The 20,939-nt window shown below is 64.9% G+C and carries 18 protein-coding genes and 1 riboswitch; of the genes, 7 read left to right on the top strand and 11 right to left on the bottom strand.

Annotated elements, in window-relative coordinates; translation table 11 throughout:
- Window positions 1-4 precede the first annotated feature (4 nt).
- Entirely contained in the window at window positions 5-220 is a 216-nt protein-coding gene (locus VDP74_RS08735) for a DUF3460 family protein (RefSeq protein WP_416232958.1), read from the bottom strand.
- A gap of 48 nt (window positions 221-268) precedes the next feature.
- Here VDP74_RS08735 and VDP74_RS08730 point away from each other — a divergent pair, with 48 nt between their 5' ends.
- Complete coding sequence (locus tag VDP74_RS08730) at window positions 269-1,702, top strand: DHA2 family efflux MFS transporter permease subunit (protein ID WP_322999241.1); 1,434 nt, start codon at window positions 269-271, stop codon at window positions 1,700-1,702.
- 25 nt (window positions 1,703-1,727) lie between these two features.
- Here VDP74_RS08730 and VDP74_RS08725 read toward each other — a convergent pair whose 3' ends face one another.
- The 3 genes from VDP74_RS08725 to VDP74_RS08715 all read right to left on the bottom strand — a co-directional run bounded on the left by VDP74_RS08725 (window position 1,728) and on the right by VDP74_RS08715 (window position 7,103).
- Window positions 1,728-2,513 carry a helix-turn-helix transcriptional regulator gene (locus tag VDP74_RS08725; protein WP_322999240.1) on the bottom strand — a complete coding sequence of 262 codons (786 nt, stop codon included), beginning with the start codon at window positions 2,511-2,513 and terminating at the stop codon, window positions 1,728-1,730.
- A 59-nt stretch (window positions 2,514-2,572) separates the two neighbouring features.
- A complete protein-coding gene (gene metH, locus VDP74_RS08720; RefSeq protein WP_322999239.1) occupies window positions 2,573-6,346 on the bottom strand; it encodes a methionine synthase in 3,774 nt (1,257 codons plus the stop codon).
- Between the two features lie 100 nt (window positions 6,347-6,446).
- A complete protein-coding gene (locus tag VDP74_RS08715; protein WP_322999238.1) occupies window positions 6,447-7,103 on the bottom strand; it encodes a histidine phosphatase family protein in 657 nt (218 codons plus the stop codon).
- 131 nt (window positions 7,104-7,234) lie between these two features.
- Here VDP74_RS08715 and VDP74_RS08710 point away from each other — a divergent pair, with 131 nt between their 5' ends.
- On the top strand, window positions 7,235-7,387 hold the full coding sequence (locus VDP74_RS08710; protein WP_322999237.1) for a hypothetical protein: 153 nt from the start codon (window positions 7,235-7,237) through the stop codon (window positions 7,385-7,387).
- On the opposite strand, the gene VDP74_RS08705 is transcribed toward VDP74_RS08710, so the two are convergent.
- Entirely contained in the window at window positions 7,388-8,212 is an 825-nt protein-coding gene (locus VDP74_RS08705; RefSeq protein ID WP_322999236.1) for an adenosylcobinamide-GDP ribazoletransferase, read from the bottom strand.
- On the bottom strand, window positions 8,209-9,324 hold the full coding sequence (cobT, locus tag VDP74_RS08700) for a nicotinate-nucleotide--dimethylbenzimidazole phosphoribosyltransferase (protein ID WP_322999235.1): 1,116 nt from the start codon (window positions 9,322-9,324) through the stop codon (window positions 8,209-8,211). The genes VDP74_RS08705 and cobT overlap by 4 nt, the downstream gene beginning before the upstream one ends.
- Before the next feature lie 87 nt (window positions 9,325-9,411).
- Window positions 9,412-9,588, top strand: a riboswitch (cobalamin riboswitch).
- Window positions 9,589-9,693: 105 nt separating this feature from the next.
- On the opposite strand from cobT, the gene VDP74_RS08695 reads away from it, so the two are divergent.
- Window positions 9,694-11,607 (top strand): TonB-dependent receptor domain-containing protein, encoded by a 1,914-nt coding sequence (locus tag VDP74_RS08695; RefSeq protein WP_322999234.1) that lies wholly within the window; start codon window positions 9,694-9,696, stop codon window positions 11,605-11,607.
- A 2-nt stretch (window positions 11,608-11,609) separates the two neighbouring features.
- A complete protein-coding gene (locus VDP74_RS08690) occupies window positions 11,610-12,491 on the top strand; it encodes a cobalamin-binding protein (protein WP_322999233.1) in 882 nt (293 codons plus the stop codon).
- Between the two features lie 21 nt (window positions 12,492-12,512).
- Here the strand turns inward: VDP74_RS08690 and VDP74_RS08685 are convergent, their stop codons facing one another.
- Genes VDP74_RS08685 through VDP74_RS08675 form a run of 3 tightly spaced genes read right to left on the bottom strand, consistent with a single transcriptional unit; the run spans window position 12,513 to window position 17,202 of the window.
- On the bottom strand, window positions 12,513-13,568 hold the full coding sequence (locus VDP74_RS08685; protein WP_322999232.1) for a hypothetical protein: 1,056 nt from the start codon (window positions 13,566-13,568) through the stop codon (window positions 12,513-12,515).
- 16 nt (window positions 13,569-13,584) lie between these two features.
- Complete coding sequence (locus VDP74_RS08680; RefSeq protein WP_322999231.1) at window positions 13,585-16,356, bottom strand: hypothetical protein; 2,772 nt, start codon at window positions 16,354-16,356, stop codon at window positions 13,585-13,587.
- 6 nt (window positions 16,357-16,362) lie between these two features.
- Complete coding sequence (locus VDP74_RS08675; RefSeq protein ID WP_322999230.1) at window positions 16,363-17,202, bottom strand: SH3 domain-containing protein; 840 nt, start codon at window positions 17,200-17,202, stop codon at window positions 16,363-16,365.
- A 249-nt stretch (window positions 17,203-17,451) separates the two neighbouring features.
- Between VDP74_RS08675 and VDP74_RS08670 the strand changes: the two genes are divergently transcribed.
- The 3 genes from VDP74_RS08670 (at window position 17,452) to VDP74_RS08660 (ending at window position 19,918) form a co-directional block, all read left to right on the top strand.
- Window positions 17,452-18,255, top strand: a complete 804-nt coding sequence (locus tag VDP74_RS08670; RefSeq protein ID WP_322999229.1) for a thiazole synthase — start codon at window positions 17,452-17,454, stop codon at window positions 18,253-18,255.
- 64 nt (window positions 18,256-18,319) lie between these two features.
- A complete protein-coding gene (gene thiD, locus VDP74_RS08665; protein WP_322999228.1) occupies window positions 18,320-19,141 on the top strand; it encodes a bifunctional hydroxymethylpyrimidine kinase/phosphomethylpyrimidine kinase in 822 nt (273 codons plus the stop codon).
- 96 nt (window positions 19,142-19,237) lie between these two features.
- Complete coding sequence (locus VDP74_RS08660) at window positions 19,238-19,918, top strand: protein-L-isoaspartate O-methyltransferase (protein WP_322999227.1); 681 nt, start codon at window positions 19,238-19,240, stop codon at window positions 19,916-19,918.
- A gap of 45 nt (window positions 19,919-19,963) precedes the next feature.
- Here VDP74_RS08660 and VDP74_RS08655 read toward each other — a convergent pair whose 3' ends face one another.
- Complete coding sequence (locus tag VDP74_RS08655) at window positions 19,964-20,353, bottom strand: ACT domain-containing protein (RefSeq protein WP_322999226.1); 390 nt, start codon at window positions 20,351-20,353, stop codon at window positions 19,964-19,966.
- A gap of 59 nt (window positions 20,354-20,412) precedes the next feature.
- Window positions 20,413-20,892 (bottom strand): D-glycero-beta-D-manno-heptose 1-phosphate adenylyltransferase, encoded by a 480-nt coding sequence (gene rfaE2 / locus VDP74_RS08650; protein WP_322999264.1) that lies wholly within the window; start codon window positions 20,890-20,892, stop codon window positions 20,413-20,415.
- Between the last annotated feature and the right edge of the window lie 47 nt (window positions 20,893-20,939).

Raw genomic sequence — 20,939 nt, 5'->3', positions numbered from 1 at the left:
CCGATCAGGCCTTTTGATAGTAGACGTAGGGGTCCTGGGCAACGCGGGAGGCGCGAAAGCCGTCCTGCTGTTCGACGTCCAGGTCTTTATCCCAAAGACGGAACCGGCCCGCGCGCTGACGCGCCTCGGTGTCGGGATGATCCGTTTTGTATTGATTGATGAATTGAGTCAGTTCGGAGGTGAAGTTGTTTGCCATAATAGTGCCGTTGCCGATCTTCATGACCGATGCGCCCCAAGTGTACTGCACTCGGGCGTTCGCGCGTGCCCCATGCCCGACCCCAGCAGTCCGCCTTCCATATCCCTCCCCGCCCGCACCCGAGAACAGCGGATGATTCCCTTCATCGTCGGCTGCGCGCTGTTCATGCAGATGCTGGATTCCACCGTCGTGGCCACGGCCCTGCCGGCCATGGCCCGCGATTTCGGCACCAGCGCCGTGCACATGAACATCACCATCACCGGCTACCTGCTGGCAACGGCGGTCTTCGTGCCGATCAGCGGCTGGGCGGCCGATCGATTCGGTGCCCAGCGCGTCTTTCTCGCGGCCATCCTGCTGTTCAGCATCAGCTCGGCGGCCTGCGCCGCATCGCAGACCCTGGCGCAGCTGGTGGCCTCGCGCGTGGCCCAGGGCGCGGCGGGCGCCATGATGGTGCCCGTCGGACGGATCATTCTGCTGCGACGCATCCCCAAATCCGAACTGGTCCAGGCCATGGCGTTCCTGACCCTGCCCGCCCTGCTGGGGCCGGTGATCGGCCCGCCCGTGGGCGGTTTCCTGGTGACCTACGCGTCCTGGCACTGGATCTTCCTGATCAACATTCCGGTCGGTATCCTGGGCATCGCGCTGGTGCGACACTACATCGCCCGCGACGTGCCCGACGGCAAACCCCGGCTGGACACCCTCGGGTTCCTGCTCAGCGGCGTGTCCATGGCAACGCTGATGATCTGCCTGGAGGCCATCGGCCACGGCGACATGGGTGCCAGCGCCATCATCGGCCTGTTGCTGCTGGGGCTGGCGTGCGGCGTGCTGTACATCCGCCATGCCCGCCATGCCACCTATCCGATCATCGATCTCAGCCTGCTGCGCACCCAGACCTTCGCCGTTTCGGTGCTGGGCGGCAATCTGTGCCGCTTCGGCAGTGGCGCATCTCCCTTTCTGCTGGCTATCCTGTTGCAGGTGGGCTTTGGCCTGTCGGCCTTTTCGGCCGGCATGATCACCTTCACCTCGGCAGCCGGCGCGCTCCTGATGAAGCTGGTCGCCACACCCATCGTGCACCGTTTCGGCTTTCGCCGCGTGCTGATGTGGAACGCGCTGATCGCGGCCGGCTTCACCGCCGCCTGCGCCCTGTTCCAGGCCAGCACGCCCGTCTGGCTGATGGTCACGGTGCTGCTGATCGGGGGCTTTTTCCGTTCGCTGCAGTTCACGGCCGTCAACGCCCTGACCTACGCGGACCTGGATTCCGCGCAAATGAGTCGCGCCAGCAGCTTTTCCGCCATGGCCCAGCAACTGGGCATCAGCCTGGGCGTGGCCTGCGCAGCCGTCACGTTGAACCTCAGCATCGGCCTGCGCGGCGGCATCGAGGCCGACCGCATCGATGTGATGTGGGGCTTCGCGGTCACAGCGTTGTGCGTGGCAGCGTCAGCCTTGTCCTTCCGGCGGCTGTCGAATCGTTCGGGCAATCAGCTGCGCCACCGCCGCGAGGCCTGATGCCGTCAGGGCCCGCCCCGGCGGATCAGGCCTGGTCGAGCAGCATCACCAGCTTGCAGTCGGGGCGTATCGCCAGCCGAAAGGTGAATTGCCGGAACTGCAGCCGTCCCCGCGCAGGATGCTGGAATTCGCGCACACCGCCTTCCCGGTCCACCACGGTCTGTCGCGTCCAGCAGCCCGCGAACAGAGGACTGGCCGCCTGCAGTTCCGCCACCAGGGCCCCGATGGCGGGATCCCCGGCCAGCGCCGCCACATCGGCGCGAAATTCCGCCACCACGCGGCTGGCACGTTCTTCCCAGTCCACGACCAGGCTGCGGGCGGCCGGGTCCATGAAAATATAGTGCAGCAGATTCGCCCGCCCCTTGCCCGGCCAACCGTCGAACAGCCGCTGCAGAGGTGGATTCCAGGCCAGCACGTTCCAGGCCTGGTCCAGGATGTAGGCCGGCCCCTGGATGCTGTCCACGCAATCGCTCAGGCCATCGGGCAAGGCTACGGCATCCAGTTGCCCGGCCTGCGGGTCGGCGCATTCGGCCAGGCTGAACAGATAATGCCGTTCGGCGCGCGCCAGGCGCAACGTCTCGGCCAGCCGGCGCCAGACGTCGACCGACACCGACACCTCGCGGCCCTGTTCGATCCAGGTATACCAGGTCGTGCTGATGCCGCACAGCTGGGCGACTTCCTCGCGGCGCAGACCGGGAGTGCGACGCCGCAGGCCGGACGGCAGGCCGTGATCGCCGGGGCTGACCCGGGCTCGGGCGCTGCGCAGGAAGGCCCCCAGCGCCTGACGGCGGGCAGTGTCGTCACGCGACACGGCGGCGTCCTTGCACGGGGACCCTGTGCGGGCGGCCGCCAGTGGGCCGCCCGAGGCGCTCAGCGCAGCGTGCTGGCCAGCGTGCGGCGCACATCGTCTTCCTCGCGTCCCGTGCGGCGCACATAATCCGCCACCTGATCGGCGCCGATGTTGCCGACGTTGAAGTACTGGGACTGGGGGTGGCTGAAGTAGAAACCGCAGACGCTGGACGCCGGCATCATGGCAAAGCCCTCGGTCAGCTGCATACCGATCTCGTCGCATTCCAGCAGATCGAACATCAGGCGTTTGACGACGTGTTCCGGGCAGGCGGGATAGCCGGGCGCCGGACGGATGCCCTGATATTTCTCGCCGATGATGTCTTCGTTGGGCAGGTCCTCGTTGGGCACGTAGCCCCACAGGTCGCGACGCACCCGGGCATGCAGGGTTTCGGCAAAGCCTTCGGCCAGGCGGTCGGCCAGGGCCTTCAACATGATCACGGAATAATCGTCGCCGGCTTCCTGGAACTGCTTTTCGTATTTTTCGATGCCGATGCCGCCGGTCACCGCAAACATGCCGATGTAATCGGTGACACCGGAATCCTTGGGCGCAATGAAGTCGGCCAGACACTTGTTGTCCACGCCGTCGCGCTTCTGCGTCTGCTGACGCACGCCGCGCCAGGTCAGCAGGACCTCGCGGCGGGTCTCGTCGCGATAGATTTCGATGTCGTCGTCATTGATGCTGTTGGCCGGATAGAACGCCACGATGCCATTGGCCGTCAGCCAGCGGCCCTCGACGATGCGCTTCATCATGGCCTGGCCTTCGGCGTAGAGCTTGGTGGCTTCCTCGCCCACGACCTTATCCGTGAGGATGGCGGGGAACTGCGCCATCAGGCCCCAGGACTGGAAGAACGGCGTCCAGTCCAGGAATTTCAGGATCTCGTGCAAGTCGTAGTGCTGGAAGGTGCGCCGGCCGATGAATTTGGGCCGGGGCGGCACGTAGTTCGCCCAATCGATGACGGGCTTGGCCGCCCGCGCTTCCTCGATGGTCAGCATGGGCGTGGCCTTGCGGTTGGCATGGCGCTCGCGCACCAATTCGTATTCGTCGGCGACTTCCTTCAGGTAGGTCTCGACCTGATCGGACATCAGGCTGGTGGCCACGCCCACCGAACGGCTGGCGTCGGGCACGTAGATCACCGGGCCTTCGTAGTTGGGGGCGATCTTCACGGCCGTGTGGACCCGGCTGGTGGTGGCGCCGCCCACCAGCAGCGGGATATTGCGCTCGCGGAAATACGGGTCGCGCTGCATCTCGGATGCGACGTAGGCCATTTCCTCCAGGCTGGGCGTGATCAGGCCGGACAGGCCGACCATGTCGGCGCCGACTTCCTTGGCCATGTCCAGGATCTTGGCGCAGGGCACCATGACGCCCATATTGATGACTTCGAAGTTATTGCACTGCAGGACCACCGTGACGATGTTCTTGCCGATATCGTGCACGTCGCCCTTGACCGTGGCAATGACCATCTTGCCCTTGGAGCGCACATCGCCGCCGGCCTCCTCGAGCAGGCGCTTTTCTTCCTCGATGAAAGGCAGCAGGTGGGCGACGGCCTGCTTCATGACGCGCGCGGATTTCACCACCTGCGGCAGGAACATCTTGCCCGCGCCGAACAGGTCGCCCACGACGTTCATGCCGTCCATCAACGGCCCTTCGATGACCTGGATCGTGCGCCCGCCGGCCGCGTCGATCTCCTGGCGGACTTCCTCGGTATCCTCGACGATGAAGGTCGTGATGCCATGCACCAGGGAATGTGTCAGGCGCTCGCGCACCGTGCCCTGGCGCCAGGCCAGGTCCTCTTCTTGTTTCTTGCCGGCGCCGCGCAGCGTATCCGCCAGCTCGACCAGGCGCTCGGTGGAGGTGCGCTCGTCGGACGGATCGGTCTTGCCCAGCGGTTCTTCGCGGTTGAAGACGACATCTTCGATCAGGTCGCGCGCCTTGGGGTCCAGTTCGGAATAGACGCCCAGCTGGCCGGCGTTGACGATGCCCATGGTCAGCCCGCGCTGCGTGGCGTAGTACAGCACGACGGCGTGGATGGCCTCGCGCATGGCCTCGTTGCCCCGGAACGAAAAGCTGACGTTCGAGATGCCGCCGGAGGTGCGGGCATGCGGCAGATTGTCCGTGATCCAGGCCACGCCTTCGATGAAATCCAGGCCGTAGCGGTTGTGCTCTTCCAGGCCCGTGGCAATGGCGAAGACATTGGGATCGAAAATGATGTCTTCGGGCGGGAAGCCCACTTGGTTGACGAGGACGTCGTAGGCCTTCGAACAGATGTCGATGCGCCGCTGCAGGCTGTCGGCCTGCCCATCCGTATCAAAGGCCATGACCACCACGGCGGCCCCGTACTTGCGACACAGTTTCGCCTGTGCGATGAAGGGCTCGACGCCTTCTTTCATGGAAATCGAGTTGACGATGCACTTGCCCTGCACGCAGCGCAAGCCGGCCTCGATCACGGGCCATTTCGAGCTGTCGATCATCACCGGCACGCGGGAAATGTCGGGCTCGGAGGCCAGCAGATTCAGGAATCGCGGCATGAGGGCCAGGGCGTCGAGCATGCCCTCGTCCATGTTGACGTCGATGATCTGGGCGCCGTTCTCGACCTGCTGGCGGGCGACGGACAGCGCCTCATCGAATTTTTCCTCGCGGATCAGGCGCAGGAACATCTTGCTGCCGGTCACGTTGGTGCGTTCGCCCACGTTGATGAACAGCGTGTCACGATCGAAATTCAGCGGTTCCAGGCCCGACAGGCGCGTCTTGACCGGAATGACCGGCGGCTGGCGCATCGGCAGGCCGCGCACTTTGCGAGCGATCTCGCGGATGTGATCCGGCGTGGTCCCGCAGCAGCCGCCAACCACGTTCACCAGGCCCGCCTGGGCGAACTCTTCCAGCAGACCGGAGGTGTCGGACGGGGTTTCGTCAAAGCCGGTTTCCGCCATGGGGTTGGGCAGGCCGGCATTGGGGTAGACGCAGACGTAGGTGTCGCAGATTTTCGACAGTTCGGCCACGTAGGGGCGCATCAGGGCGGCGCCCAAGGCGCAGTTCAGGCCGATGGTGACGGGCCGCGCATGGCGCACGGAATTCCAGAAGGCTTCGACTGTCTGGCCCGACAGGATGCGCCCGGAAGCATCCGTCACAGTGCCGGAGACCATCACCGGCAGCCGGATACCGCGTTCTTCGAACACGGTTTCGATGGCGAAGATCGCGGCCTTGGCGTTCAGGGTGTCGAAAATGGTTTCAACCAGCAGGATATCGACGCCGCCATCGATCAGGCCGTTGATCTGTTCGGTGTAGGCAACGCGCAGTTCTTCAAAGGTGACGTTGCGCGCGCCCGGGTCATTGACGTCGGGTGACAGGGACGCGGTCTTGGGCTGCGGCCCCAGGGACCCCGCCACGAACCGCGGATGATCGGGCGTGGAGACGGCATCACAGGCCTCGCGAGCCAGCCGGGCCGCTGCGACGTTCAGGTCGTAGGCGATGTCCAGCAGGCCGTAGTCGCCCTGGGCGACGCGGGTGGCGCCAAAGGTATTGGTCTCGACGACATCGGCGCCGGCTTCGAGATAGGCCTGGTGGATTTCGCGGATGACGTCGGGCCGGGTCAGGGACAGCAGGTCGTTGTTGCCCTTGACGTCGCGGTCATGGGCAGCGAAACGTTCGCCCCGGAAATCGGCCTCGGTCAGCTTGTAGCGCTGGATCATGGTGCCCATGGCCCCATCCAGCACAACGATGCGCTTGCCCAGAAGGCGCACGAAGTCGGCACCGTGGGTATAGGATTCGATGGGATAAGGCAGGGCGGGATAGGACACGGCGGGATCCGGGTGAGCGATGGACAAACTTTCATTGTATCGCTGGTGGTTGGAGGGCTTGGATCGCTTTGATGGCTTCGATGGGGATCTCATCGTGGTGTCAGGGGGCAGGGGACGGCTCCAGCAGAAGCAGGCCGCCGCATGGCGGGGGGGCTTGATCCAGCGCCTGCCGGCAGGCGGATTGAAGGGCCGCCTGGTCGGGCGCTGGGCCGTTGGCTGGCAGGACGGCGTGCCAGACCTGCAGCAGGCGGATGACGCCGCCGTGGGTGACGAGGATCGTGTCCTGGCCCTGCAGGCGCCAGGCTGCGTAGGCCGCAACGACACGCTGCGCCATGGCGCAGGCCGATTCGCCGTCGCCGGGGGCGAAGTCCAGGGGGTCGGCGGCCCAGGCGTCGATGGCGGGTTGACCGATGGCGTCCCAGGATTGCCCTTCCCAGGCGCCGAAGTCCATTTCCTGCCAGGCGGGGTCGATGTGCAGGGGCAGGCCCAGCCGCTGCGCCAGGGCGATGGCCAGGGTCCGGCAGCGTTGCGCGGGGCTGCTGAGCACCTGCCGATAACCGGCCCAGGGCTGCCCGGGATGGCGGCCGCTGTCCCAGTCGGCCAGCCAGGCATCCAGCTCTTGTGGCCGGGCGGGGATGTCCAGGCGACCGTAGCAGAGACCCGGGGCGATTTCGGGCGCCGTGTGGCGGATGAGCAGCAGGCGCGGCCCCTGGGAGGGGACTGCGCTGCCGGTGCGCGGGTTATTGCTCATTGCCATAGTGCATATTCGTGTTCCATCCGGCCGCGAAAGGCTGGGTTTTTGCTCAATACTTCGCTATACTAGGGTTAACCCTATGGTGACTTTCACCAGTCGCTCGACGACAAGCAAACATAATCAAGGAGAGCAGCATGTTGGCACCCTTTTCGAACTATCCCGTGAACGAAGCCTTCGAGCGCATGCTGGCAGAAGAACTCGCCGCCCGGGCGAATCGGCCGCAAGAAGGCCTGTGGGCCCGGATCCTGGACGTCCTGTTCGGCGCCGGCCAGCCCGCCCGCGCGTAATCAGCCACCCACAGCGGCCAGCACACCCAGATAGCAGCCCAGTTCACTGAGCTGCTGAGCCGCGCCCAGGCCGTCGCCCGTATAGCCGTCCAGACGCCGCGCCAAGGTCCTGGCCATCCACGCTGCCCCCAGCGCACCGGCCATCAACGCCCAGGCGACTCCAGCCGGCGGCAGCATCCCCGTCATGACCAGCATCAGCGCAGGCAGCCCGCCGCACGCCGCCGCGATCAGGAATTCCCGATCGCGCATGCGCCGCCCCAAAGGCTTTGCCTTGCCCTCTTCCCGCGCATAGCGCATGCGCCAGATCAGCGCGGCCGAGCCCAGGCGCGAGGCCGGGTGCGCCAACAAAAGGGCGGGCGCCACCCAGATCGGCGGCAGGGCGCTCAAGGCAGCGAACTTCAACGCCAGCATCAGGCCCAGGCCCGTCACGCCATAGGTGCCCAGGCGCGAATCCTTCATGATGTCCAGGGCTCGTTCCTTTGAGACAGCCCCGCCCAGCCCGTCACAGACGTCGGCAAAGCCGTCCTCGTGAAACGCACCGGTCAGCACCAGCCCGGCTGCCATGGACAGCAGCACGGCGACAGCCTGCGGCCAGACTGTCTGCGCCAGGGCAAAGACCACCGCCGCCACCACCCCGACCACCCAGCCCGCCAAAGGGTAATAGCGGGTGCAATGCTGCAGCCAAGCTGGTTTGAATCCGACCCAGGCAGGGACCGGCAGGCGGGTGAAAAACTGCAGGGCCGTGAAAAACAAGCGGATTTCGTGCCGCAGGCGATCCTGCCAGCGGGCTTGGCCTCGGCGGCCGGCCCGGGAAGACTGGCTCATGCTCCACCCTGCTCATCGCCGATGCCGGCATCCTGGAAACGGCCCGACTGCGGTTGATCGGCGCCACCCAGTCCATCCGGCCGATCGCTGACGCCCGCGTCCTCGAAACTGGCCATGTCGCACAGTAAGGCGGCGGCAGCCTGCACCAGCGGCCAGGCCAGCACGCAGCCGGTGCCTTCGCCCAGGCGCAGGCCCAGATCCAGCAGGGGCTGCGCACACAAGGCCTGCAGCATACGGGCATGGCCGCGCTCGCCGGACTGGTGACAGAACACACAGTAGTCCAGGATGGCCGGGTTCAGGCGGGCGGCCACCAGCAGGGCGGACGTGGCGATGAAGCCATCGATCAACAGCACCCGGCGACGAGACGCGGCGCCCAGCATGGCGCCCGTCATCATGGCGATTTCCAGGCCGCCCAGGGCAGCCAGCACATCCAGCGGCGTCTGCGCGCCGGCGTGCCGTCGCACGGCTCGCTCGATCACTCGCGTCTTGCGTGCCACGCCAGCGGCATCCACCCCCGTGCCTGCCCCCACGCAGTCCACGATGGGAATGCCGGTCAGGCGATGCATCAGCGCGGCAGCCGGCGTGGTGTTGGCAATGCCCATTTCGCCGAAGCCGACCACGTCGCTGTCCGTGCCGGCCATCAGATCCGCCCCGGCCTGCAGCGCCTGCTCGCATTCCCGTGCTGTCATGGCCGGTTCCACAGCCAGGTTGCCGCTGCCGGCGCGAATCTTGCGATCGATCAGGCCATCGCGACGGCCGAAGTCATGCCTGACCCCGGCATCGACGATGCGCAGCGCCACACCCTGCTGGCGCGCCAGCACATTGATGGCGGCCCCTCCCGCCAGGAAGTTTTCCACCATCTGCCAGGTGACATCCTGGGGGTAGGCCGATACCCCCTCATCGGCCACGCCATGGTCCGCCGCAAAGACAAAGACCGTCGGGGAAGACAGGCGCGGCGCCAGCGTGCGGCGGATCATGCCAATCTGATGCGCCAGGGATTCCAGGCGCCCCAGGCTGCCTCGTGGTTTGGTCTTGCGGTCGATGCGCTGTTGCAGACGCAAGGACAGGGTGTCGTCGCGGGTCGGGACGATGGGGGGCGGCGCAAATGGCATGGCTGATCAGGTCGTGAAAACGGGTTTCCGCAAACCGCATGTCGGCTGCAGGAGTCCAGGCGGCGCGGCTATCGGCGGAAGGCTTCTATAATACCCGCCGAAACAGGTATGCCCGGGCGCTTATCCGCGCCCCGGCGTTCAAACGGGAAACAGACGGTTCATTACCGGACCCAGCTGTGCTGCCCCCGCAACGGTGCGCGCGACACCCCGGCCTTTGGCCCAGGTCGCGCCAGCCCGATACCGGCCTGCTTCGACCTCCTGATTGCCTGCTCGCCGCGCCCGCCCTCCAAATCATCCGGGCGAATCCATCACGGCTGGCAGGTGTTAACGATTCCGGTGTGCGGGGACGCGCACCCTACAGGGCCTGTCATGACCATCCCATTTTCGCGGCACGCGATTGCCGCTGCCATCTGTATTTTCCCCCTGGCCGCCACGGCCCAATCCAACGAAGCAGCCGTTCCCGCGCTGCAGGACATCGTCGTCACCCCCAGCCGGGTGGCCGAACCGCTGGCCGATGTCGTCGGCGACGTCACGGTGATCGGCCCCAAAGAGCTGGCGGAAGCACGCGGCGACAGCATCGCTGAAATCATCGGGCGCGCGCCGGGCGTGCAGCTTGCAACCACCGGCGGGCCACAGACAACGACCAGCCTGTTTCTGCGCGGAGCAAACCCCAGCCAGACGCTGGTGCTGATCGACGGCATGCGGACCACCGAGCTGCTGTCGGGCGGCACCCGACTGGAGTCCATCGACCCGGCTCTGGTCGAGCGCATCGAAATCCTGCGCGGCGCCGCCAGCAGCCTGTACGGCTCGGACGCCATCGGCGGCGTGGTCAATATCATCACCAAGAAAGGGGTGCAGGATCGCCCCCTGTCTGCTTGGGCCAATCTGGGATATGGCACCTACGAAACAATCAAGTCCAGCCTGGGCCTGTCGGGCGCCAGCGATGGCTGGGACTACAGCCTTTCTGCCAGCGCAGCCAGCAGCAAAGGCTTCGACGTCATGCGCAGGCATTTCGCCAACAACCGTTCTACCGATAGCTGGGGCCACTACACAGACAGAGACGGCTATGCCAGTCGCGGCTGGTCGGGAACACTTGGCTACCAGTGGACACCAGGCCACCACATCGGCCTGGCCGCCTACAACAGCACCCTGCACGCCGACTCCGACGGCTCAGCAGATGACTTCCCATGGGCGACCGAGGACAATGTCCGCAACCTCGTTCGCCAGCAGGCGTACAGCATCACCAGCACGGATCAGATCACAGATCAGTGGGAAAGCGTGCTGCGATTCGGCTGGGCGCGAGATTCACTGGACTATCGCCGCCCCACAGAGGGATCCTTCGTGCACTCCAGTCTGAAACGTACATTGTCGTGGCAGAACAATCTGCAGATTCTGCCGGACCACCGCGTCTCGATCCTGACAGAGCGCCTGGAGGAACGCGTCAACAGCGACTTCTCCTACGATCGGACGGAGCGGAACATCAACAGCGCAGCGCTGATCTACAAGGGCGGCTTCGACCGGCTGCACACTCAAGCCAGCGTGCGCAACGACAACTACACGGATCATGGCAACCAGACAACGGGCAGCCTGGGCCTAGACTTCGACCTGACAGATACCTGGCAGGTCGGCATCATCGGCAGCACGGGATTTCGTGTCCCGACCTTCGCTGATCTGTACCAGGATTATCCGGCAGCCTTCTATAAAGGCAATCCCGACCTGAAGCCCGAAAAATCCAGGAACATCGAGGCACACGTCCAGTACATGGACGAAGGCACCTTGCTGCGGCTGACCGCATACCAGAACAAGGTTCGCGACCTGATCGTCAACGTTTACGATCCTGCAGTCTTTCTGTCTTCCCCACAGAACGTCAACCAGGCCACCATTCGCGGCCTGACCCTGACTGGCGAACACAACTTCGGCGACACCACCCTGCGTGCCAGCGCGGACTTCCTCGACCCGCGCAACGACGACCCCAAACAGGGCGAAGGCTCGATGCTGCCTTACCGCGCCCGCCAGGTCTTCCACCTGGGCATCGAGCACCGCATCCAGGCCTTGAAGCTGGGCGCCGAATACCAGTACACCGGCAACCGCTACGCCGAACTCGCCAACAAGACCCGTCTCGGCGGCTATTCCCTCGTCAACCTGACCGCCGCCTACGACTTCAGCAAGTCCCTGGGCGTGCAGGTGCGCTGGAACAACGTGCTGGACAAGGACTACGTGCTGGTGGACGGCTACAACACGCCGGGGTCCAACGTGTTCGTCAACCTGTCCTGGCGGATGTAGGCATGACACGGCCGACGGCGGGCAACTTCGGCAGGATGCGGCGATGCCTGCCGCGCCTGGCCGCCGCCGTCTGCCTCGGCCTGGGCCTTGCCTGGACGGGTCTTGCCGGTGCGGCCGCCCAGCCCCGCATCATCACCCTGGCCCCCAGCGCCACGGAACTGGTCTACGCCGCCGGGGCGGGCGCCGACATCGTCGGCACCGTGCTGCGCAGCGACCATCCGCCCGCAGCGCGCGCCATCCCGCGCATCGGCGACGGCATCCAGTTCAGCGAAGAACGCATCCTGACCTTGCATCCGACCCTGGTGATCGGCTGGCAGCCCTCCGACGGCTCGCGCTCCCTGGCGCGACGCCTGGAACCGCTGGGCGTGCCCCTGATCTACGCCGATCCGAAATCGCTGGACGACATCCCCGCGCTGATCCGCGACCTGGGCGAACGCCTGGGCACCCAGCTCGTGGCCGACGCCGCTGCAGACACCCTGGCGCGCCGCATCCGCGCCCTGATACCGGCGCCGCCCCCGCGCCAGACCGTCTTCATCGAAATCAGCGCCGACCCCCTGTACACCTTGGGCAAGGATCCCCTGATCAACGACCTGCTGGCGCGCTGCGGCGGCGTCAATCCCTATGCGAACAGCCGCGTGGCCGCTCCCCAGGTCAGCGTGGAATCGGTGCTGCACCTGAACCCGCACGTGCTGATCCTGTCCCCTTATGGCACGGAAACGCTGGCCGTTCGCAGTCAATGGTGGGCCAATCATGGACTGCCTGCCGCCCGCCAGGGCCGCATCTACGCAGTCGATCCCGACTGGCTGCACCGACCGGGGCCCCGGCTGGTGGACGCGGCGGAGGCGATCTGCGCGGATCTGCGGGATGCCCGGACAAGGCCATGATCCGACGCTCAAGTCTGCCGGCTAATTGACCTTGATGTTCAACATCCGGGCCGCCTGCTCAGGATTGCGCATCCCCGCCTGGATCAGATCCAGGATCGGGACGGGCCGCTGAGGTTCCAGCGTCAGGCGAAGTCGATCTTCATCGCCGGTCAAGAAGCCCAGAACATCATCGCAATCGATGCCCCCCTGCACGACTGATTTCAGGTCGTCTCCCTGTTGCTGACAGTCTTTGAGCGTGTCATCGGCAAACTGCTTGAATTGCACTTCACGCTGTTTGGCCGCATCGCCTTTGCCGGGAACCACCCGAAACCGGGAACGCTGCAGGATGGCAATCGTGCGTTTCACGTACCCTTGATCCTGAAAATCCAGGGATGCACGATGCAATGCCACATCGCCCAGTTGCGGGCCGACCAGACCCAGCAGCATCAAAGGGCTGCCCAGGCGAGCAAGATCGCTCAGCCCCGGCATGCCGCCAGCACCCCGCATACCGCCCATCCCGCGGCCCGGCGATGACCTGCCATCCGATGAGTCATCCGCGAACGCATGGACTGCCCGCATCAAGTCCGCAATCCGCGCCAGTTCCAGGTCGATTCCCAACTGGAAAGCCTCTGGCTGGCCCAACTGAACATGCAGACTGCCCGTATCGGCCTCTCGTTGGAAGTCCCAGGCCAGTTGCAATGACATGGCGGGCAATTCGGTGCGGCCTGCCGCCTGGATCATGGACAGCCCCCCCAGAGGGCTATGGCCGCCAGTGGATGAGATCTTGCTGAACTTCAGGGTCGCACGAGATTCATCCGACGAGCTTTCCAGGTCGTCGATATCCAACTGCTGAATATCGAAACGAACGTCTTTTATCTGCGGAGGCGAAATCTGCACCCCCTTGAGGGAGACCGACCCGAACGGCGAGGCCGACAGATCCTGCCATTGCACACTGCCACGCAAGTGATACTGATCCAGCAGTGCGTAGAGTTTGTCTTCCGCACGGCTGCTGGCATAGGCGGACAGGCCGACCCAGCCCACTGCCACCACCACGACAGCCCCCGCCCCGATCACCATCCATTTTTTTCGCGCTTCCATGATGGCTCCTTGGTTGTCAGGGGTTCTTGGCCTGATCGATGGCTTGATGCGCGGCCTCGGGTGTCCAGTCCGGCTGCTGCAATGCCAGCCGCGTCAGCGCCAGGGGATCGGTCAGATCCACGCAACCGTCCTGCTTGCAGGCCGTCACCCCCTGGGCCCCAGGGGTCACCACCGTCATATCCAGCCCCTGATCATCCTGACGGCTCGCATCTGCCACGGCCTTGCCGCGTATCCAGTACCAGCCATCCGCCAGCGGGGGCTTGCCGGCAATGCGCAGATCGTAGGGGAAATCGGCTTGTGCCTCGTCACCCGATTGATCTGTGATGTGCACGACCTGCTGGAAACCGATGGGACGGCCGCCATAAAAGCGGCCATATGCGCCGCCCAAGACAGGCTCGTAACCAGGCAGATTTCCGGACAGCTGACGATAGAGGCTGTCTGGATCCTGCTTGGATTGCTGTACCAGACGATCATATTGATTCAAGGCATTCTGCGCCTGCATGGCCGCCTGTTGCAGCGCCTGGATACGTTGTTGCTCTGCCAGAAGCGCCTGCCGGCGTTCTTCTTCGGCCTTGCGCTGGGCGCGGGCAAAGACATAGTTGGTGGCGTTTTGCAGATTGTATTTCCAGGGGCCTGCAGCCTGCTTTTTGCGTGAATCCCAATCCCGCGCTGCGTTGACCGCGTACATCATGTGATTGTTGTCCCCGCTGATCAGGCTGTCCAGCGTATCTGCAAAACGCACGCTGGCATTGCGCGCATCAGGCATGGCCACCGTCACCAACGCACTCAGACTGACATCGACCAGACGCTGGATATCTGCCTGTTTACGGAAACTTGCCTCATGAGTTGTCAGACCATCTACGGACGGGCTGACCTGCAACACCGACACGCCACTGGTGTCAGGCGCCTGGGCGCGCAACAGCAGATAGGACTGAGATTCGCTGTCATAACCCAGCGCAAACCACAGCCAGCGCTGGCCATCCGTGGCGACCAATCTGGCAACCTGGACCGGCTGATTGAACAGATAGCCATCGGTGGCGTACACATTGGGCAAACGCACCAGCACGGCGCCGTCTGAACGCTGGATCTCCAGCGAGCCGGCGCCCTCCGCGTACCCCGCCGCATTGCAACTCAAGCCTTTGGTCTTGAGCGACAGGAACTGGGGATCCGCCCCCAGCCGGTATCGCGCCCGCAGCTTGCACCCCTGTTGATCGTCCATGGTGGTCAGGAAGGCAGCCGCCTTCAGGACATCGGCCTCGGCGCCCGGCCGCCAGTCGCCTACGGTTGTGCCGGCCTGATCAAACGCTTGCAGCGCCTGGACCGCAGCGACGCGGGCGGCTTCTACAGCCGCTTTTTCAGCGGCGGCCTGTTCCGCCGCTTGCTGCGCAGCCGCCAGTTGTTCGGCTTCTTTCTGGGCGCGCGCATAGGCGTAGTTGCGCGCGTTCTGCAAACTGTATTGCCAGGGGTTGTCCGCCACCGGGCGCGATGAGTCATAACGCCGAGTCGCATTGATGGCGTACATCATGTGCGCGGGGTCTTCTTTCAAAACCCCCTGCAGGTCATCCGAGAATCTCAGCCGCACCCTCAGATTGTCGGGGAGTTCCCGCGCCGCCGCAGCCAGCCCGGCATCCACCCGGCGCTGGATGTCCTCGGCCTTCTGGAAACCGTCGACGCCTTCGGTCAAACCATCCAGACGCATATCCTGACTGATCTGCAGATCGGACAAAGGCTGCCGGTCGGCCACCCAGGTCCTGAGCAGGAAATAGGTCTTGGAAGCCTGGTCATGCCCAAGGTCGAACCACAGGACCTGATGGCCGTCCGTCGCCACCAGCCTGGCATCCTGAACCGGCTTGCCAAAAGGGAAGCCATTGACGACATACACCCGGCGTATCGCCCCGAGACGGGCGCCATCCGAGCGTTGCAGGACCAAAGAGCCTTCGCCCTGCGCCCGGCCACCGGGGGCGCAATTCAGCCCTTTCGTCTGCAGTGACGCGCCTTGCGCATCCGCCCCCAGAGCGGTCCCGATCAGCACGCTGCAGCCATTCTGGTCTTTCAACCACGTCACGAAGGGCGAGCGCTGCAGCACGGCCTGTTCGGCTTCCGGCTGCCAATCATGCACGGCAAAGCCGGCGGGGCCAAAAGCAGGCGCAGAAGCCGTTGTGAGGGCTGCAGGCTCGGGTTGAGGCTGGGGCACAGGTTCAGATGCGGGTGCAGGGGCAGCCTGCGCGACAGCCACCTGCGCCGTCCCTGCGGCCGGACCCGCCGAGACTGCAGCCGCTGCGGATGGGGCGACCGGCGCAGTCGGAGCCACTGCCGGAGCGACCGATGCCACCTTGGCGGCAGGTTCCCCGGCCGCGTGTGCGGGCGGTGACGCGCCGGCTTGCGTATCGGCTTGCGCCGTTGCTGCCGATTGAGCCGCCGCCGGTGCGGACGCGGCTGGCGTCGACGCCAGCGCCCAGTGCCGCGCTTTGTCGCTGACGCCCTGCGCCAGGGTCTTGCCAGCGGCATCCACCGTGGTCCAACTGACCGCAGTCGCCTGCGGACACTGCCGATCCAGCAAAGCCCCCAGCTTGGGCATCAGGCCTGCCCACGCCTGCGGATCCGGCGTGTCGTGATAGACCACCCGCAGATCCAGTTCAGGCTTGCACCACGACTGCTGGGTGGCACCCTGGATGAAAATTTCGATGTTTTCGGCCTTGGAGTAGGCCAGACGATAGGACTGCGCCGCCGCCGGACTGCTGACGACGACCGCTGCCACCAGCGTTACGGTCATCAGTGCGGATTTCATGGATCATCATCCAATCTGCCAGGCGCCATCCACCCCCTGGCAGGCATCGACCGTCTTGGACTCATTGCCCTTGGCCGTGGTGACGTCGTACTGGATCTTGCGGCACGTCGTCTGAACCGCGACCGACTCGACGACAGGCTTCTGAGGTTCCAGCGTATCCAGGTTGAACCCCTGGCTTTCAGCCTGCGCCACCGAGATCGTGTCCAGGTCAGTCGCCTGGTCCGCCTGGGCGGACCGGATCGGCCCCACCAGAGTCCCCGCAACATAGCCGACCGTCACCCCCTGGCGGCCCACGGCAATCCAGTCATTGCCGGTACGGCCCAACGCGGTGAAGGATTGGCCGGGGGCAAGGCCACCGACCTTGTCGTAGGACGTCGCCGGGCCGGCCCGCAGGTTCGCTGATTTATGGGCCTGCCAGGGCTCGTTGATGACCGCCAGATGATCGACCTGGGCGATGGTCGGCGCCCGTTTCATAGTGGCCTGCTGAGTGACTGTTTTCGAGGAGATCGGACGGATGACGGCCTTGGCGCCGCTGTGGTCCGAATCCCAGGTCTGTGATTTCCCGGTGGTCAGCACCTGCTGGGTACTGGCCGCCAACGCCTGCCGATCCTTGTCATCCAGACTGGAACCGATCCAGTTGCCCAGCGCGCCACCGGCCAGGGCGCCGGCAATGATGGCGACGGTACGCCCGGACCCTCCGCCGATCTGGCTGCCCAGCAAAGCGCCGGCGATACTGCCGATAACGGTGCCGGCGGTCTGTTTATTGCCCCAGCCGCCATCCTGGGTCGCGCAGCCCGCGACAAACACAGTCGCCGCCAGCAAGGCCGCAGTTGTTTTCTTGTGCATCAACATATCCACCTCGCCATCAAGCAATGAAGATCAATTCGATCCAAAAGGCAGTGTCTGTCACAATTTGTACTTGTTTTCTGTGAATATACTTAACTGAGCATCGATCACATGTACTGAAAATTAACATTTTGTGTCATCGCGGGCTTGCCTCCTGTCGGCAGCCCGCTGACAAGTCAAATGGATTATTCTGTCAGGCGGCCGTTCTTTTCGGGCGGCCATTCCCATGCCTACGCCCCATCAATCGCCATGAACACCGCAGACACCCTCACCATCGCCGATCGCACCTTCCATTCCCGCCTGCTGGTCGGCACCGGAAAATATCGTGATTTCGATCAGACCCGCGAGGCCATCGAGGCCAGCGGCACAGAAATCGTCACGGTCGCCATCCGCCGCACCAACATCGGCCAGAACCCCGGCGAACCCAATCTGCTGGATTTCCTGTCGCCCGACCGCTACACCATCCTGCCCAACACGGCGGGCTGCTATACCGCAGACGACGCCGTGCGCACCCTGCGGCTGGCGCGCGAACTGCTGGACGGCCACAATCTGTGCAAGCTGGAAGTGCTGGGCGACGCCGGCAATCTGTTTCCCAACATGCCGGAAACCCTGGCGGCCGCCCGCACTCTGGTCGCCGACGGCTTTGATGTCATGGTCTACTGCAGCGACGATCCCATCCAGTGCCGCATGCTGGAAGACATCGGCGTGTCCGCTGTGATGCCGCTGGCGTCCCTGATCGGCTCGGGCATGGGGATCCTCAACCCCTGGAACCTGCGGCTGATCATCGACCAGGCTTCCGTTCCGGTGCTGGTGGACGCGGGGGTCGGCACGGCATCCGACGCCGCCATTGCCATGGAACTGGGCTGCGATGCCATCCTGATGAATACCGCCATCGCCGGCGCCCGCGATCCGATCCGCATGGCACGGGCCATGCGCCTGGGCGTCGAGGCAGGCCGCGAGGCCTATCTGGCAGGCCGCGTGAAACGCAAATACTACGACGCTGATCCCAGTTCACCCACCGAAGGCCTGCTGCCCTCGACGCGGGCGGCCTGAACCTCAGCCACTCCCGATGCCGTGGCCGCCCAGGCCTTTTTCCGACACCGACGCAAAATCCGTGATGATTCCAAATACCCTATCCATCGCCGGCGTAGATCCCTCCGGCGGCGCCGGCGTGCTGGCGGACGTCAAGACCATGAGCGCGCTGGGCGCCTACGGCATGGCGGTGATCGCGGCGCTGACCGCCCAGAACACCCAGGCAGTCGCGCACATCGCCCCGGTGCCGCCGGATTTCGTCGCCGCGCAGATCGACACGCTGTTTGCCGACGTGCGCGTCGATGCGGTGAAGATCGGCATGCTGGGCCAGGCAGGCGTCACGCGTACCGTGGCGGACCGGTTGGCCTACTGGAAACCCGCCCATCTGGTGCTGGACCCGGTCATGGTCGCCAAAAGTGGCGACCATCTGCTGGAACGCCAGGCCGTCGAGGCCCTGCGCGAGGGCCTGATCCCGCTGGCGACCGTCATCACCCCCAATCTGCCCGAAGCCGGCGTGCTGCTGGGCCAAGGGCCGGCCGACAACCTGAAGGACATGCGCCGCGCGGCCGAACGCCTGCGCCGCCTGCTGCCCGACGACTCGCACCGCTGGGTCTTCCTGAAAGGCGGCCACCTGCCGGGCAACGATACGGTCGACATGCTGCACGATGGCGACCGCATGATCGAACTGCCCGGCCGGCGCATCGACACCCCCAATACCCACGGCACCGGCTGCACCCTGTCGGCCGCCCTGGCCGCCCTGCTGCCCCGCACCGGCGACGTACCGGAAGCCGCCCGCCAGGCCAAGCACTACCTGGAACGGGCCATCGCTGCATCCGGCCAATTGCAGGTGGGGTCCGGTCACGGCCCTGTCCAGCATTTCCATGCATGGTGGGGCCAACCCGCCTGATCCACCGCAAAAGACCTCTCCAGACACCGGCCTGCCCCCGCATGCGCCGGGGTCTGGCCTATAATCGACTCACGTTAACCCTAAGGCTTACGAGACATGAACGTCAATGACATCAGCGATGCCGAACGTGCCCGTTTCAACATGGTCGAACAGCAGATCCGCCCCTGGAATGTCCAGAACGAGCGCCTGCTGCAGGCGGCCTTCGACCTGCCGCGCGAACGCTTCGTGCCGCCGCAGCTGCAGGCCCTGGCGTTCACGGACACGGAACTGCCGCTGATCATCGACGGCGTCGACACGCGCGAACACATGCTCTCGCCCAAGGTCGAAACGAAACTCATCGAAGAACTGCACCTGATCCCCAGCGACTGCGTGCTGGAAATCGGCACCGGGTCCGGCTACCAGGCCGCGCTGCTGTCGCTCCTGTGCCAGCAGGTCACGTCCATCGAGATCGACAGCCGTCTGGCCGCCTTCGCCCAGGCCAACCTGGCGCGCAGCCAGATCGGCAATGTCGTGCAGGAAACCGGCGATGCTCACGCGGGCTGGGGCACGGCAGAATACGATGCCATCCTGATCACCGGCTCAGTCCCCACCGTGCCCGACGCACTGAAATACCAGCTGGCCGTGGGCGGGCGCCTGGTGGCCATCGTGGGGCACAATCCCATCATGACCGCCTGCCGCATCACGCGCACCAGCGCTGCGAACTTTGAAACCGAGCAGATCTTCGACACCTGGACCAAGCCCCTGCGCGGCACGGCGCGGTCCCGCTTCAAGTTCTGACCACACACGGATCTGGCTGATCTGCAATAAAAAGGGTTGCAGATCTCAAGCAGGCAGCAGCGTATGGCCGGCGTCGATCAGCACTTCCGTCGCTCGTGCCATATCCGCGCTCTTCAGCAGCATGTAGTCGGTGTCGTAGGTAGAGACCACAAAAACTCCAATGCCGCGTTCGGATAGTGGCTGCACGACCGACAACACAATTCCAATCTCGTCAAATGCAAAGGGGCCGGCGAAACAAAGCGCCGTCCATCCCCCCTGCGTCGTGATGCCTTCCGGCACCCGTTCTTGGCGACACACGATGGAGAGCTCTTCGCGCCCGCGACTGATGGACACGAACCCCGGGCCGTCAGCCCAGGCCGGAATCGCCGACGATGGGCTCAGGCGCGATACAGCGTAAGCGCCTTCAAGAAGCTGCAGGCGGATTTTCTTTTTCATAAAGGGCAAAGTATTCCTTTCGGGTGTCGATGGCTGGAACTGCCTGAGGGGCCACGATCTTACTGGCGAATTTTCCGCAGCAGGGCCGTGGTGGACCGCTGGTGTTCAAACGGGATGGCTACCGCTCGCCCGCCCCAGCTGCGCACTGCGGCGGTTTCGGGCAACAGATCCATATCGTAGTCGCCGCCCTTGACGATGATGTCCGGGCGCAATGCCTGGATCAGTTCCAGAGGCGTGTCTTCCTCGAACCAGGTCACCAGGTCCACGCAGGCCAGGGCCGCCAGCAGGGCCGCCCGGTCTGCGCAGGCATTCAAAGGCCGGTCAGCGCCCTTGCCCAGCCGGCGCACGGACGCATCGGTATTGACCGCGACGATCAGTGAACCGCCCAGCTGAGCCGCCTGATCCAGGTAGGTGACGTGACCGCGATGCAGGATGTCGAACACCCCGTTTGTGAACACCCAGGGGCGTGGCAAACGGCCCTGGGCAATCGCCTGACGGCAATCCTCCGGGGCCAGGATCTTGGACTCGAAGCGGGGCATGGGCGTACCATCCACCGAGCCTGCGGCCGAGGCGTCGTGGGCTCGAT

It is taken from the genome of Castellaniella sp. (genome assembly GCF_034674885.1).
Taxonomy (GTDB): domain Bacteria; phylum Pseudomonadota; class Gammaproteobacteria; order Burkholderiales; family Burkholderiaceae_B; genus Castellaniella.
This window is presented reverse-complemented; position numbering and strand designations above follow the sequence as displayed.

Bases quoted from the DNA above. Each gene is read 5' to 3' on its own strand.
- VDP74_RS08680 (WP_322999231.1), bottom strand. From the start codon at position 16,356: ATGAAATCCGCACTGATGACCGTAACGCTGGTGGCAGCGGTCGTCGTC.
- VDP74_RS08690 (WP_322999233.1), top strand. From the start codon at position 11,610: ATGACACGGCCGACGGCGGGCAACTTCGGCAGGATGCGGCGATGCCTG.
- VDP74_RS08675 (WP_322999230.1), bottom strand. From the start codon at position 17,202: ATGCACAAGAAAACAACTGCGGCCTTGCTGGCGGCGACTGTGTTTGTC.
- VDP74_RS08710 (WP_322999237.1), top strand. From the start codon at position 7,235: ATGTTGGCACCCTTTTCGAACTATCCCGTGAACGAAGCCTTCGAGCGC.
- cobT (WP_322999235.1), bottom strand. From the start codon at position 9,324: ATGCCATTTGCGCCGCCCCCCATCGTCCCGACCCGCGACGACACCCTG.
- VDP74_RS08685 (WP_322999232.1), bottom strand. From the start codon at position 13,568: ATGGAAGCGCGAAAAAAATGGATGGTGATCGGGGCGGGGGCTGTCGTG.
- thiD (WP_322999228.1), top strand. From the start codon at position 18,320: ATGATTCCAAATACCCTATCCATCGCCGGCGTAGATCCCTCCGGCGGC.
- VDP74_RS08655 (WP_322999226.1), bottom strand. From the start codon at position 20,353: ATGAAAAAGAAAATCCGCCTGCAGCTTCTTGAAGGCGCTTACGCTGTA.
- VDP74_RS08695 (WP_322999234.1), top strand. From the start codon at position 9,694: ATGACCATCCCATTTTCGCGGCACGCGATTGCCGCTGCCATCTGTATT.
- rfaE2 (WP_322999264.1), bottom strand. From the start codon at position 20,892: ATGCCCCGCTTCGAGTCCAAGATCCTGGCCCCGGAGGATTGCCGTCAG.
- VDP74_RS08705 (WP_322999236.1), bottom strand. From the start codon at position 8,212: ATGAGCCAGTCTTCCCGGGCCGGCCGCCGAGGCCAAGCCCGCTGGCAG.
- VDP74_RS08715 (WP_322999238.1), bottom strand. From the start codon at position 7,103: ATGGCAATGAGCAATAACCCGCGCACCGGCAGCGCAGTCCCCTCCCAG.
- VDP74_RS08730 (WP_322999241.1), top strand. From the start codon at position 269: ATGCCCGACCCCAGCAGTCCGCCTTCCATATCCCTCCCCGCCCGCACC.
- VDP74_RS08670 (WP_322999229.1), top strand. From the start codon at position 17,452: ATGAACACCGCAGACACCCTCACCATCGCCGATCGCACCTTCCATTCC.
- VDP74_RS08660 (WP_322999227.1), top strand. From the start codon at position 19,238: ATGAACGTCAATGACATCAGCGATGCCGAACGTGCCCGTTTCAACATG.
- VDP74_RS08735 (WP_416232958.1), bottom strand. From the start codon at position 220: ATGAAGATCGGCAACGGCACTATTATGGCAAACAACTTCACCTCCGAA.